The organism is Thalassoglobus neptunius (assembly GCF_007859735.1).
GTDB lineage: Bacteria > Planctomycetota > Planctomycetia > Planctomycetales > Planctomycetaceae > Thalassoglobus > Thalassoglobus neptunius.
The window spans coordinates 1-13879 of sequence record NZ_SIHI01000072.1; the positions used below are offsets into that span (position 1 = coordinate 1).

11 protein-coding genes are annotated in these 13879 nt (G+C 54.1%); 1 reads left to right on the plus strand and 10 read right to left on the minus strand.

The window, feature by feature from the left end:
- Positions 1–185: 185 nt before the first annotated feature.
- The 4 genes from KOR42_RS24580 to KOR42_RS24595 form a co-directional block, all read right to left on the minus strand.
- On the minus strand, positions 186–803 hold the full coding sequence (locus tag KOR42_RS24580; RefSeq protein WP_197441555.1) for a helix-turn-helix domain-containing protein: 618 nt from the start codon (positions 801–803) through the stop codon (positions 186–188).
- Positions 804–942: 139 nt separating this feature from the next.
- Positions 943–1632 (minus strand): IS630 family transposase, encoded by a 690-nt coding sequence (locus tag KOR42_RS24585; RefSeq protein ID WP_146512480.1) that lies wholly within the window; start codon positions 1630–1632, stop codon positions 943–945.
- Complete coding sequence (locus KOR42_RS24590; protein ID WP_146512481.1) at positions 1629–2072, minus strand: helix-turn-helix domain-containing protein; 444 nt, start codon at positions 2070–2072, stop codon at positions 1629–1631. Before KOR42_RS24590 ends, KOR42_RS24585 begins: the two co-directional genes overlap by 4 nt.
- A 139-nt stretch (positions 2073–2211) precedes the next feature.
- Positions 2212–3315, minus strand: coding sequence for an alkene reductase (locus tag KOR42_RS24595; RefSeq protein ID WP_146512482.1), 1104 nt, complete (start codon positions 3313–3315; stop codon positions 2212–2214).
- Positions 3316–3545: 230 nt separating this feature from the next.
- Here KOR42_RS24595 and KOR42_RS24600 point away from each other — a divergent pair, with 230 nt between their 5' ends.
- Positions 3546–3908 carry a winged helix-turn-helix transcriptional regulator gene (locus KOR42_RS24600; RefSeq protein ID WP_146512483.1) on the plus strand — a complete coding sequence of 121 codons (363 nt, stop codon included), beginning with the start codon at positions 3546–3548 and terminating at the stop codon, positions 3906–3908.
- A 78-nt stretch (positions 3909–3986) separates the two neighbouring features.
- Here KOR42_RS24600 and KOR42_RS24605 read toward each other — a convergent pair whose 3' ends face one another.
- From KOR42_RS24605 to KOR42_RS24630, 6 genes are all read right to left on the minus strand, one after another.
- Positions 3987–4319: a zinc ribbon domain-containing protein YjdM gene (locus tag KOR42_RS24605; protein ID WP_146512484.1), complete on the minus strand. Its 333-nt coding sequence runs from the start codon at positions 4317–4319 to the stop codon at positions 3987–3989.
- A gap of 368 nt (positions 4320–4687) precedes the next feature.
- Positions 4688–7003, minus strand: a complete 2316-nt coding sequence (locus KOR42_RS27080; RefSeq protein ID WP_197441556.1) for a DUF1593 domain-containing protein — start codon at positions 7001–7003, stop codon at positions 4688–4690.
- A gap of 240 nt (positions 7004–7243) precedes the next feature.
- Positions 7244–8605, minus strand: coding sequence for a DUF1501 domain-containing protein (locus KOR42_RS24615; RefSeq protein WP_146512485.1), 1362 nt, complete (start codon positions 8603–8605; stop codon positions 7244–7246).
- Between the two features lie 75 nt (positions 8606–8680).
- Positions 8681–11389 carry a PSD1 and planctomycete cytochrome C domain-containing protein gene (locus KOR42_RS24620; protein WP_197441557.1) on the minus strand — a complete coding sequence of 903 codons (2709 nt, stop codon included), beginning with the start codon at positions 11387–11389 and terminating at the stop codon, positions 8681–8683.
- Positions 11386–12024, minus strand: a complete 639-nt coding sequence (locus KOR42_RS24625) for a GntR family transcriptional regulator (RefSeq protein WP_197441558.1) — start codon at positions 12022–12024, stop codon at positions 11386–11388. Before KOR42_RS24625 ends, KOR42_RS24620 begins: the two co-directional genes overlap by 4 nt.
- 326 nt (positions 12025–12350) lie before the next feature.
- Positions 12351–13541, minus strand: coding sequence for an OprO/OprP family phosphate-selective porin (locus KOR42_RS24630; RefSeq protein WP_146512488.1), 1191 nt, complete (start codon positions 13539–13541; stop codon positions 12351–12353).
- Positions 13542–13879: the final 338 nt, after the last annotated feature.

Here is a 13879-nt window from a genome sequence, read left to right on the forward strand (position 1 = left end):
AACTGATGGGGGACAACTTCTACCCTTATGGTTTGAAGGCGAGCGCTCCATCTTACGAGAAAGCAATTGAGTACGTCTACGATCAAGGGCTAAGTAAACGCAAACTTTCGATCGATGAATTATTCGAGCCGTCCACGGTCGATCTGGTCGACGAATCATCAAGCCAATTGTAGGGTAGGGTGGATTCAGTTTTGAAGTGCAACCACGTAGCCGGTCTTGCGTTCCACATGCGTGACGAGATGACCGGTTCCCTTTTTCCCTTCGATGGTATCCGATTCCCAATCCCCAACTCGACTCCGGTTCTCGGCGGCGAGCGGTCGTTGCTCGATCGGTGTCGGCCAGGAATCGAGCGTCGGGATGTGCCTGGTCCGTAGCGTTTGCGTCGCTTCCTGCTCGCCTGTCACAAGTTCAGCCAGGCATCGCCACCCTGCTGTCTGTTGGATTTGAGCCACGCATAAATCGTTGCGTGATAGACTTACATGCGGTGGTCGTTCGGGAACAGTCTTGGTAGCAATCCGGCAATCTGCTTGGGCGACCATTTCTGCTCTAGCTTCTCGATCACGAAGGTCTTGAGCGGGCCGGGGTTGAACTTCCAAGGTACGCGACAGATGCGTCGACGACGCCGTGCTTTGCGGTCGGCCTTGATGGCTGAGTACCGGTTCTTGAGAATTGCGGGTCAGTTCACGTGAGATCGTGGAGGGCGATCGATCCAGAACACGGGCGATGTGGGACTGAGATTTTCCGTCGTGATGCAACCGGACTATGGTTTCGCGTTCGTCCGCGGTAATTTGGACGTAGGGCATTCGTGGCATTCTGTTGAAGCAGGTGACGGCTGTTTGGTTAACAAACCATCCCACGAATGCCTTTCTTCACCCATCCACCGTGCACTTTAAAACTGAATCCACCTTCATTCAATGATTCCCTACTAGTGCAGCGGTCCACTTAGATTTTAGGGTAAATGGATTTGAGTTTGCAGCGGGCGTCGTCGAGTTTCATTTGCCAGTCGACAGTGCGTTGTTGGATGCTGACGTCTTCGGCCCAAGCAGATGTTTCCTTTGAGAGTGTGCGCGTATCGGGGATGCGTCGATTGGCAACGCATTGGCGAGTCAGGCTGCTCAATTCGTTTTCGGCGATGTACAGCCAACTCCCCTGTTTGGGGGTGTAGTGGAACTCGACACGTTGAGCCAGCGAAAACGCTCGCTCTGGTTCAAACGCCTCGTAGAACGCGCCCTTCGTGTGGGTGTTGAGGTTGTTGCAGACGACAATCACTCGTTGACAGTTGGCGTACCGACCTTCAAGCAGTCGGGCCATTTCTGTGGCCCAGTCGATCTTCGTTTTCGTTTCTCGGATCGCCACATCTCTCCACCCTGCGAGCGGTTCCGCGAACATAAACACATTCGCCACCCCGGCACGCTCGTATTCGTAGTCGACTCGCCTGGGATGTGTTTTGGTGGCAGCAATCGGTGTCTTCACTTCTTTCACCAACTGGACGGGTTGTTCGTCCATGCATAGTACCGGAACCGTCGGATCATACGGCTTTTCATAGACAGCCAGCACATCTTCCATGTGGGCGACAAATTCAGCATCACACTCTGGCGGGATCACCCAGTATTGAATCTTGCGGTTGGTCATGCCGTTTTTTTCAGAGTCCGCATGACGGTCTGATGGCTTACCGCCTCGACGATTCCCAGTTCGATCACTTTGCGAGCAAGCAACCTCAAGGTCCAGTGGGCGTAGCCGGGCGGAGGTGATTTCAGACGCATGGCAATCACTTCTGCTTCCTGCTTTCCATCGAGAACCTTTTCACGGGGCGCCTTCTCAGGCTTTCGACCTTCCAATGTCTCTTCAAATCCACGCTCCACCAAACGCTGACGGACATTTTCAACAGTTCTGATTCGACAGCGATACGCTTCGGCAATTTGCTTGTCCGTCCACGCCAGACTATCAGCATCCGCCATCAACAGGATATTCGCTCGTTTCACTTTCTGGCTCGAACCAGAAAGTCGTTTCACCACATCTTCCAGGGTGGCACGTTCCGCATCGCTCAAACGAACGAGGTACTTCTTGTTCATTGATCACCTCCATGTTGAACACAGCATGAAGGATCTCAACCAATCAGCCAACCCGAACTTTCAATTGGACCGCTGAACTAGGCATAAATTCTCTTTCTTGGAAATCAGGTTGATTGCAAAGGAGGACTTCGTGCGCAAGTCACTCGGTCACCGGAAAGTCAGTATAGCCCTTGGCTCCATCGGGGCCGGCAGTCGTATACCAGGTTGACACGTGGGAGTCGGGATTCAGTTCCAGACCATCGGCAAAGCGACGAACGAGGTCGGGGTTGCTGATAAAGGGACGCCCGAACGAGACCATGTCGGCGTGGCCATCGACGATCGTCTGCTCTGCTGTCTGTTGCGTGTAGCCACAGTTCCCCATCAAAGGGCCGGTAAAGACTTTGTGAAAATCTGACAATGTCATCGGCTCACCAAGCTCGTGGAACCCGAACGCGAGTCCGTCCATGACATGCAAATAGGCCAGACCGAATTTATCTAATTGCTCTGCCGTGTAGGTGAACTGTTCGCGGAAATCGGGGGAGCCCATGTCGTTGTACACGCCGTTTGGCGAGAGCCTTACTCCAACACGATTCGCGGGGCAGACCTCACAAGTAGCCGTGACGACCTCATCAAGCAACCGATAACGATTCTCGACACCACCGCCATAGTCGTCAGTTCGCTGATTTGTTTTCGATTGCAAGAAGCTATCAAGCAAGTAACCGTTAGCGGAGTGAATCTCGACTCCATCAAAACCTGCCTCGATGGCTGCTTTGGCGGCGTTTCGATAGTCAGCCACGATTCCGGCCATTTCGCTGGCTTCGAGTGCACGCGGGACTTCGTGAGGCTGTTTGCCGTTGGGCGTGTGAATGTACTCTTCGTTAATTGCAATCGCCGAGGGAGCAACTGCCAATTTACCGCCATGGTAGCTGCTATGCGACGAGCGACCGCAATGCCAAAGCTGCATAAAGATCGTCCCACCCGCTTGATGCACTGCATCGACAACGTTCCGCCAGCCTTTTCGCATCGCCTCGGTGTAGATGCCTGGTGAGCCACTCCAACCAATCGCTTGTTCGGAAATGTGTGTGCCTTCGGTGATAACGAGTCCCGCCGAGGCTCGCTGTACGTAATACTCAGCCATCAGCGAGTTGGGAATCCGTTCGGCACCGGCTCGGGCACGTGTCATTGGGGCCAGTGCGATTCGGTTTTTTAACTTCAGATCGCGAAGTTCGATTGGAGCAAGTAACTGCGGTGATATAGTCGACATCTCTTTCCTTTTTGGTTCGGGTTGGTATGGCTTGACAAGACATTGAAATGCAGCCGGTCTTTGTTCCGGTGTTCAAGCCTTCGGCAGCTTGATCTGTTCCGGCTACCTTTACGTTGCAATATCAATACAGAGGGCGCATAATCGCAACTAGATGACTATCAGTCAAGTAATAACCTTCAAGTTCTATAATTACCTGAAGGTAACCTACCTTGCACAAGAGCAGCAGAAGCATGACCAAGAACGACGATGTTGAACTGGCAAAAGATTGCCCGACTCGCCAACTCCTTGAGATCCTTTCCGAAAAATGGACTCCAGCAGTCCTCTACACCTTGTCGGAAGGTACTCAGCGAACCAGCGAGATCGCTCGAAACATACCCGGTATCTCCAAGAAGATGCTTACGCAGACGCTGCGCAATCTGGAATCATGGGGCATGGTCAAACGGAAGATTTATCAGGAAGTGCCGCCGAAGGTTGAGTACACGTTGACCGCGCTGGGCATGCGGTTCACGGAGCCTCTGCGGTTGCTATGCGTCTGGGCTCAGGAGAATCGCACGCACGTTCGTAGAGTCGCAGAACGGCGTAACCAGAAATGAAGGCCGGATGACCAAATCAACGTTGTTTATTGCATCATTCCTAACGAATGGCGTCGCTTTCTTTGGGGCGAAACGCAGTCAGGCTTTCTTCACGAATTCCGATTTCAGGGACATCGCACCGATGCCTTTGATTTTGCAGTCGATGTCGTGGTCGCCATCGACAATTCGGATGTTCTTGACTTTCGTGCCGACTTTGACAACGCCGCCGTTGAACTTTAGGTCTTTGATAACAACGACTGAGTCACCGTCTTCCAGCACGTTGCCGTTTGCATCGCGTGTGGCGTTGTTGTCAGCGGCTTCTGCTGCGTCTGCGGGCGACCATTCGTGAGCACAGGTCGGGCAAACCAGCAGAGGTCCATCTTCGTAGGTGTATTCGCCGCCGCATTCCGGGCAATTGGGATGAGTGCTCATTACTCTATTTCGTTATCAAGTTTTAGCGAGCGGAAGATGGGAATGTGCCACGAGTAGCCCGATGCGTCAGCGTGGATCTGTCGGGAATTCTCTCGCCGGTGTGTCGGGCTAAACTGGCGGATGGTAAATCTTCGTCTGCCGCTCGCTTTCAGAATTGAATCATATTCAGATGTTGTTGACTGATACTGTTCTCGATGGTCGTGGGACCAAGCTTGTTCAGCGGATTCTCGGCAGATACATGATAGATATCACGCCGAGTTTTGGATACTGACGTGGTACGAATCAGCGCTCACGAGAACAGCTTTGCGAGGCGAGCCGGAGTTCTACGAACTCGGTACAAGTCGGGCAAGAGTGACGCAGGCGTTGAGCTATTGAGCGAGACACCAGTCGGCGCGCTTTGCAAATTCCCGCTGAAACTGCTCCTTCCACTTTGAGATCGTCGATCCCCCCGGGCCGTCTATGAAATGCCTCGTTGATCCCTTGCGAACGTATTGTCCGCCCCAGCTCGGTTGAGTCGGATCTTCCGGATCATTGATGCCACGGTTGCCACTGAGCAGATACAGGAATGCGGGCGAATCCCCCTCGATCACTCCTGGTCCGGCGATTGCCTTCGGTGGGTAGATCGCGCACAGCGGTCCATGACCGTTGATGATATTTTCTTCCGCCCACTGCTGACTGCCCGCTTTGAACATTCCCTGGTAAGTCTTCTTCGATTCGATGATGTGAAGGTCTGGAAACTCCTCCATCAGCCACTCATGCGAGGCGTCCTGGCAGGCAATCAGGAAGATCCGTAACTTGCCAATGAATGCTTTCGTCTCTTCTTCGCTGCGAGTGTTCTTCACATTCCAGATTGCCTGAGCAATTTCACGCGGACCACCCCAGACGCCGATGTAGACCGGCCGCGGATCGGGTTTGTCCACAGCGACAATGATTGCGTTGGAAGCCTCGCTGTCTTTCCCTTTCCCGATGATGTCGGTGACCGGTTGCTTGCCACATCCCCATTGAATTTTAATGCCATTGTTGTTGCCTTTGCCCTCGTACGTCACCGCACGCAAAGCATCAGCGGTCGGATACTTTGGATCATGCTCTCTCAGGTTTTCATCGACCTTATCGTATTCATCCAGCACAGCGAGGATGTTTTTCTTTTCAGCCACCATGCCAAACGTGCCCGCCGACGCGACTAAACCTTCGACATCGAACTCATTCGAGTGAAGCAGGAAACGAACCATCGACTGCACGTCATCCGGATCGCTGTTGGTGACGGGAAACGGAGGAAAATCAGAAGATACGATGACGCGAAGCCTCTTGAAGCTGCTCGCCGTCTGTCGTTTCGGTTCTGACTGGACGTTGATAATCACGCGACGATAGGCATAGAGACTGGGTTCGCCACCGTCATGAAGTTCCAGAACAATATGAATTGATTTGCCTGCTGCATTTTCGGGGACTGTGACTTTGGACGAAGCCGCAGAAGCGTCCTCAATTTCCACTGCTTCCTTGCATGAACTTGGTTCCTTGTAAAAGGACCATGCAAAAGTCAGCGGGTCTTTGTCGGGATCGCTTGAGCCGACTGCGTTCAGATCAACTGTCGAACCAGGTGCGGCTGTGACCTGCAGAATTCTTCGTGAAGTGTCGCCGTTGACAACCGCGACCGGATGATGGTTGGCATCTTCGTACTTGCTGGTAATGCTCCAGTCCATGCGGGCTGCGAAGTCGTTGTCGTAGCCGGTACTCCAACGTTTGATTGCCTTTGCACCATCCGCCGAGTTTCCAAACATCAGATACGGGTCGAACTGGCCTTCATTCGTAACTGGCTTCATGCTGCGAATGCGGGGTTTCTTCGTCAGGTCAAAGCGACCACCCCATCCCCCCTGGTCAACCTGATCGGGATCGTTCAACCCATTGGGATAGACGTGCAGCAGCGCTGGTGTGTCGCCTTCGGTCGCCCATTTCGTGTCCGGGTACACGGCGCCTAAAGGACCATGGCTTTGAATGTCATCGCGTTGATAGTCGCCGTTCTTCGGCGGCTGCCAACCGTAAACCCCAGTGGCACGAATGTAGAGCACCTCAGGAAAATTCCTTGCGATCCAGGCCCCGGCGTCATCCTGACCAAGGATGTCAAAAACTCGCAGCTTGGATAAAAACCTTGAAAGCTCTTCCTTTGACCGTGTTGCTCGAACTTTCCAGATCGCTTGCGCAACATTATTCGCTCCGCCCCACGCGCCAACCCAGACCGGACGCGGGTCGTCTTTGTCGACTGAGGCGATGATTAAGTCCGAACCCGGACTGTCTTTTCCGTCCCCAACGTCGCTCATGCCATAGCCTCTTTGCCCCATGACCGAGATGGATCTCAAATGGTCGACCGACGGAAAGCCCTTAGCATGAACGCTGAGATTGTTGAAGCACTTGCCGTAGGCATCCACAAGCTTGTCAAGCATTTTGGTGTCGCTTTGACTCTTCTTCCAGCAACCGGTCGAGACGATCAAGCCTTCGATATCGAACTCGTTGGCACTGACCAATAGACGGACCATCGACTGTTCATCGTCGGGATCGGCACCGAGGTCGGTGGTCGTGATAATGCGTGGCTTGTCGTTTGCCACCAGCGGACCGTCATTGCCGAGTGCCGTGATTACCAGTAGTAAGAGCAACAGGCGAAGGCCCAGCTCTTGATGAACATTAGTTGCCACGGGACTTCTCCAGAGAATTGATGTTGTTTTCCGGTTTTGTGTAATCAACGAATGTCTCAAAGTCATCTGCATGAGGCGATTCGACACCAAGCGACCCGAGTTTTCGGCTTTCGGCTTTAATGCGAGTTTTGGGTGTCGACCTGCATACCTTGTTCGGAATGCCACAGCGAAATTGGAACCAGCCTGTTGACACGTTGAGGCATCTGTTTGGCGATCGTAGGCGACAAGGATTCTGCGAGCTCATGCCAGGATGCCGTCCACTACGTGACCGTGGACATCGGTCAGCCGGAAATCGCGGCCGGCGTGGCGGTAGGTCAGCTGAGTGTGATCAATTCCCATGAGATGCAGGATGGTGGCGTGTAAGTCGTGAACGTCAACTTTGTCGCGGACGATGGATTTTCCAATGTCGTCCGTCTCGCCGTGGACGATGCCGCCCTTGATGCCGCCGCCAGCCAACCATACGGAAAAACAATCTCCGTGATGCCCGCGACCGTTCTTCCCTTCTTTCCCCGGCGTGCGACCGAACTCGGTCGCCCACACGATCAGTGTTTCGTCAAACATCGATCGCTGTTTCAAATCTCGAATCAATGCGGACAGAGGCTGATCGACGGCCTTCGCCAACGGCACGTGCTCTTTCATTTCGCCATGAGAATCCCAGTTCGGGCGAGAGCCGGTATCGATCAGTTCGATGAACCGCACGCCGCGTTCGGCCAATCGTCGAGCGACAACGCACTGCCACGCAAAACTCTTTGTGTCGCCGCGTTTGAGACCATACATTTCGTGCGTCTTGTTGTCTTCACTTCCAACATCAAACGCTTCGGGGCCAGCAGTCTGCATTTGAAACGCGGTTTCAAACGATTTGATACGGGCCGCCAATGCGGAATCATCCTGCCTTGGTTTGAGATGATTCTGATTTAGCTCAGCCGTCAAGCCGAGTTCCAGTTCCTGAATTTTCTGCTGCTTTGTTCGAGCCAACAGATTCCTGATAGGCTGCTCGCCGGGGATCACTCGGGTTCCCTGATGATACGCTGGCAGAAAATCGCTGGTGTAGACCTGAGTTCCACCGTACGGAAGATGCGGAGCAACAACGATAAACGACGGCAAATTTTGATTGAATGTTCCAAGTCCATAACTGAACCACGAACCGATGCTCGGGCGGGCGAATGTCGGGGAGCCGGTATGCATACCGACAGCCGCTTCGGTATGGTCGAAGTGGGCGGACTGCATTGAACGGATGACGCAGATATCCTCCATCGAATCACGCAGGTGGGGAAACAAATCAGTGACCTCAGTTCCGCAACGCTTGTTGGCGCTGTAGGGGAAGACGCTGCCCATCAGTTTGTCTTTCCCGCTGCCGTCTCGTCCCTTCTTCGAGGATTTAGGATCGAACGTATCGATATGCGAAACGCCTCCCGTCGAAAAGACGAAGATCATCTGCTTCGCTTTCGGAGCAAAATGTGGAGGCTTGGCGGCCAGCGGATCGCTTGATCTCGCTGCATCCTCAGCCAGCAATTCAGAAAGAATTCCCGGAAACAGAATCGAGCCGCCCAGCATGGATCGAAGCATCGTGCGACGCGATACATTGAGTGGTGATGAATTCATGGTTTCGTATTCCAGATACAGGTGTTTGCCTGCCGAGTTTGTTCTTGTGTCCGTCCGTGTTGGTGGCTGGAGTCTTTAATCCACATAAAGAAACTCATTCATGCGAAACATCGATCGCGCGAAACTGGTCCACAGTTCGTGTTCGACGTCACTTTCTTTCGATTCCTCGGTCCCCAGCTCTCGCCTGAGTTGCTTCAGGTAGTTGTCCACTGTCGACTGTTCGGCGGCGGTGGGAAACCGGCCGACGACGAGTTCAAACGCCAATCTCACGCGGTCGCTGTCCGAGGAAGTTTTCTTCAGCAGGCGATCTGCAAATTGAGCAGCTTGCTGATGGATGAAGTCGTTGTTCATAAGAAACAGTGACTGCACCGATGTGACGGAACTGTCGCGCGTTGCCGTGGAGGCATTGCGGTCAGCTCCGCCGAATGTGGTGAAAAACGGTCGTGCGTTGAGCCGGGCGGTCATCAAGTAGACACTTCGACGTTTGCTTTCGTAGCTGTCGCGAAACGGGTGATGCTGAGTGAACTGCCACTTGTCGACTGGAGGGAAGGGATGTGGCTCCTTCATCATTGAAGTATCAAGTTCTTTGCTAAGCAGCAGCAGTGTGTCACGTAAGGATTCGGCATCCAGCCGCTGGCGACTGAATCGCCAGCGCAGTTGATTGGTCGGGTCGACAGCCAGAGCCTGGCTATCCGACGTAGATTTTGAGTCCAACTGGTAGACTCGCGAGTTCATGATCAGTCGGTGCATCGACTTAATGGACCAGCCGTCGGACATGAATCGTGCTGCCAGCCAATCGAGCAATTCAGGATGACTGGGCGACTGACCTCGGTGACCAAAATCGCTTGGTGTCGTTACAAGGCCGGAGCCGAAATGATACTGCCAGATGCGATTCGCCATGACTCGCGCCGTTAGCGGGTTATCGCGATCTGTCAGCCAGTCGGCAAGCTGCCGTCGGCCACTTTGTTTCGACTCGCTACCACTGAGCGACTGACCGCCAAGCAATTCGGGGAAACCGCGCGGAACAATCTCGCCGGGTTTCGTCGGCTCGCCGCGAACCTGCAATGCCGCGTCCGCAGCACGCGATTCTGAAACGGCGTACGCCAGAGATTTTCCAGGTTTGCCGTTCTCAAGCAAAGGCACAAAGTCGCGTGGTTTTTTGTCGAGTTCAATCCCTGGAAACGGATACTGCGTACTATCGAAGATGCCGTACATCGCATAGTAGTCGGTTTGCAAAATTGGGTCGAACTTATGATCGTGACAGCGCGAGCAGGACAGCGTTAACCCCTGAAACACACGCCCCACATTATCAATCGTGTCTTCAATGGTGAGGTGCTGCGGATAGTTTTTGATGACGGAGCCAAAGCGCCGTGAGATGGCGATGTAGCCCGTCGCGATCGTCTGCTCATTGCGTTGTTCGTCGTTGGCGGCGGGTAACTGATCTCCGGCAATCTGCTCACGGACAAATTCGTCGTAGGGTTTGTCGTCGTTGAACGCATTGATGATGTAGTTGCGGTAGAGGTACGCCTGTGGAATCGGATAGTCCGAGTTCTCTCCTGCTGTGTCGGCATAGCGAACGAGGTCCATCCAATGTCGCCCCCAACGCTCGCCATACTGCTGCGAATCCAGCAACCGATCAACGACTCGCGAAAACGCTTCTGAAGAGTCGTCTTCCAGAAACGCACGGATGTCTTCGGGAGAAGGCGGCAATCCCGTCAGGTCATACGTCGCACGACGAATCAATGTCCGTTTGTCAGCCATGCCAACCGGTTTCAGCTTCTGTTGTTCGAGTTTGGCGAGAATGAATCGGTCGATATCACTCAGCGGCCAGTCTGGGTCTTGAACCTTTGGCGCTGCGGGATTCTCGATCGGACGAAACGACCAGAACTCGCGAGCTTTTGCGACGTCAATGGTTCGGCGAGGAATCTTTGTGGCGTCATGTCGCGGATCGGGAGCCCCCATGCTCACCCATTTTTCGAGGTCTCGAATCTCGGCCGTGGAGAGTTTTTCGTCGGGCGGCATTTCCATGTCTCGGTTTTCATATCGCACCGCTTCAATCAGCAGACTCTTGTCAGGATCGCCGGGCAGCACCGCAGCCCCGCTGTCTCCTCCACGCCGAATCGTCGGTGCAGAATCGACCAGCAAATTGGCAGAAACTTCGTCCGCTTTTTGACTGTGGCATTCGTAGCACTTTGTGACGAGCAGAGGACGAATCCGTTTCTCGAAGAACGCAAGTTGGTCTTCAGGAATCTGTGCATGACCATCGTGTTCCCCTTGCCAGACCTCAATCCCTGAGAAGTTGGCGGCCCCTCCTTGACTGGTCAGTACAAGTTTCTCGTCTGTGACATCCACGTACCAAGGCCCAAGCCGATCCCACTTTCCCTGGGGTCCGCTGCGGTAGCGCCGTTCGACTTCCCGGCCGTTGAGCGAAATGTCATACGTCTCGGGATTGTTGTCTTCCCAGACGTAAAGGAACACCGTGCAGCGACCGTTGGGAATTGCCGAAAGCTCGACACGGTTTCCGCCCCAGCGACTCGAACGCAACATCTTCGTCCGGTCGGCGTCGGTCGGTGGAACAAGCGTGACGCTCTGAGCTTCAAAAGCGTTATCGCCACACTTGTACTCTTTCGCGTTTTTTCCGTCCCAGCGGTGTCCATCAATCGTAACCGCCGGACCATTGAGGTTCAGTCCGCGTAAGAAACTCGGTTGTGAAGCAGCCTCGACCGAAGCATGAGACAGCCCCCCAAAAAAGACCAGCAGGAGGATGAAATTCGCATGCTTCACGATGCACGTCCTCTATGTTTGTCGAGCAGGAATTTTCGCCCGTAATCAAGGTGTTCTTCCATCCTCATCACCGCTAAGTCCGCATCGCCAGCAAGTGTCGCCTCGACAATCCCTGCGTGTTCGTCGCAGCTTGAATCCAGCCTTGGCAGTTGTTGTTGATACACGCGATCAGTGACCCGATAAATTTTATCTCGCAACTGATTCATTACGCGGATGATTTCCTGGTTGCCGTGGAATTCGCAGTACAGCATGTGAAACCCTGCGTCCAGTGAGACCATTTCAGTGATCCTGCGCGCCCTTGCCGCCTGCCTTTGCTGAGTTATGTTCTCCCTCAGATCAAACGCCTGCTCATCGGTCAGGCGTCCGCTGACTGACCGCAAAACGTGACACTCCAATGCGACCCGCACATCGAATTGATCGGCAATATCCTGCGCGGTCAGTTCGCGAACAACGATTCCACTCTGCGGCGAGACGATAATAAAGCCTTCAAGTTCGAGTCGCTCGAGCGCCGCCTTAACTGGCGTCTTGCTCATCCCAAGGTGCCCAGCCAATTGCCTCTCCGACAAACGGGCGCCGGGTTCGATGGTGATACTCTGAATCAGTTGCTTCAATTCCGAGTAGGCTCGGTCTTTCATCAACACCTTCCCTCTCAGCGAGGCCGCATTTGTGGCCTGACTGTCTGGGATACATTCTTCCCGATTTGGAAATGTTGTTGCCATGCGAGCAATCCTCTGGGGGCGTCAATATTCGACGACGGAGCTGAGCAAGGCACCAATCTTAACTGAGATCTCAGTTAAGATCAAGGGCTTGAATCACCCTCGCTGGGCAAATCAGCTCTTGAAGTAGGCCACATTGTTGCGGCAAACGCAAGTCACGTCGTCGGTCGCTTTCAGGCCGTGAATCAGGGAGTTGGGTTGCTTCGCACTGAATGCGGCGATAGCTACTTTTGCTCCTGAACTCGTTAGAAATCCACCTGAGCCCGCATGGCAAAGATATTGGCGTCGCTGTCGCCGTTGACGGGGCTGTCGAGGAAGGCGTGGATGTAGTTGAACTGGAATTTTGCGTGCTTGTTGAGATACCAGTTCAAACCAAGCGTCGACGTGTTGAGGCGTCCGCCTCGAATGTCTGCATCGTTCAGGTCGAGCATGGACCAGCGGCCTGCAATCTCCCACGCACCGTAGCCGCATTTGCCGAAGTTGCTGTTTGGCACGACACGACCGAGCACTCCCGCCTTGCGGTTGTAGGGCCGATGCTCCCCCGTCAGGATGTATCCGGCCTGAGCCGAAACACCAGAAAAGCCGACGGTTGAGCCGCCGAAACGGTTCACCATTGCGTGGATGAACTCCGACTGAGCATGGAACGATCCACTGGTGGTGGCCAACTCGGCTGCAAATAGATGCGACTTGTTCGTCGCGATGACACCCGTGTCAACAAACGGCGGAACCGATGACGGAATTCCTGCGGGAACGAATGCGGCACCCCCCGTTTCAGCGATGAAGAATTCCGGCTGACTGCGATATCGCACCGCATCGTTTGACGGATCAATCAGGCTGTATGCTCCGCCGATGTGAACGACCCCGCCGTTGGAATCTTCAGCGATTACTTGCGTCACCCGCGTGGCGAGACCGTAGCCTCCGTTGTCACCGATCTGACCTCCAAAGGCGTCCGTTGGGAAACGGAACCCTGACAACGCCCATGTCCGACCGGCTTCCTCGTCGGCTCCCGATGTCATTGCTCCGATTTGTCGGAACGGGAGGAAAGCGAACGGCAGACCACGTTCAATGAATGTCAGTTCTTTGACACTGGTCAATCCACCCAAGCCGATCGGATGACGAAAGTGACCGATCTTTACGTCACCGAGCCAAGCGGTGTCCCGGACCTCCAACCAGACATCCATGAAGCTAGGGCGACCGGGAAAGCCAAAATCGAACTCGACGTTATATCCGACGTTCTCGGCAACATCGCCCGTCGCCGCCAAACGCGCGCGTCGAAAGTCTGCACCATCTTGAATGTCGCCAACAGCAACGATGTTGGCTGCGTCCTGATGGAACCACCCGGCGTCTGCCTGAAAGAACCCGGTCACTTTCACTGATGGGTACTGCGACGGGCTCGCGAGTGAGCTTTGGGGTAAACACGAATCACAACCTTCCATCCAAGGACTCTCGTGACGAGCAGGAACAACTTCCGTGTCAGTCACTTGACGTAGAGCGGCGACCTCCGCTTCGAGAGCGTCAATCCGAGCCGCCCACGCGGGGGCGGCATCCGGCGTTTGCCCGCACGTTTCCTCGCAGAAGCTGGAGACAAGAACAGTCACTGTTAGAAGAAGCAGTTGTCGAGTTGCATTGTTGAAAACATCTCTGGAATCTGAGATGAGAATGCGCTAAAATCTGGTGATGAGTGATTCCCCACGAACGAATGTGTTGTTGGAAGTGGCAAAGCTGTCGCTTCGGATTGGACGCAAGTATGTCGAGCCGTATTCGCATGCGAAGA

Excerpts from the sequence above, each read along its gene's own strand:
- KOR42_RS24580 (WP_197441555.1), bottom strand. The coding sequence starts at position 803 with ATGCCCTACGTCCAAATTACCGCGGACGAACGCGAAACCATAGTCCGG.
- KOR42_RS24585 (WP_146512480.1), bottom strand. The coding sequence starts at position 1,632 with ATGACCAACCGCAAGATTCAATACTGGGTGATCCCGCCAGAGTGTGAT.
- KOR42_RS24590 (WP_146512481.1), bottom strand. The coding sequence starts at position 2,072 with ATGAACAAGAAGTACCTCGTTCGTTTGAGCGATGCGGAACGTGCCACC.
- KOR42_RS24595 (WP_146512482.1), bottom strand. The coding sequence starts at position 3,315 with ATGTCGACTATATCACCGCAGTTACTTGCTCCAATCGAACTTCGCGAT.
- KOR42_RS24600 (WP_146512483.1), top strand. The coding sequence starts at position 3,546 with ATGACCAAGAACGACGATGTTGAACTGGCAAAAGATTGCCCGACTCGC.
- KOR42_RS24605 (WP_146512484.1), bottom strand. The coding sequence starts at position 4,319 with ATGAGCACTCATCCCAATTGCCCGGAATGCGGCGGCGAATACACCTAC.
- KOR42_RS24615 (WP_146512485.1), bottom strand. The coding sequence starts at position 8,605 with ATGAATTCATCACCACTCAATGTATCGCGTCGCACGATGCTTCGATCC.
- KOR42_RS24625 (WP_197441558.1), bottom strand. The coding sequence starts at position 12,024 with ATGAAAGACCGAGCCTACTCGGAATTGAAGCAACTGATTCAGAGTATC.
- KOR42_RS24630 (WP_146512488.1), bottom strand. The coding sequence starts at position 13,541 with ATGGAAGGTTGTGATTCGTGTTTACCCCAAAGCTCACTCGCGAGCCCG.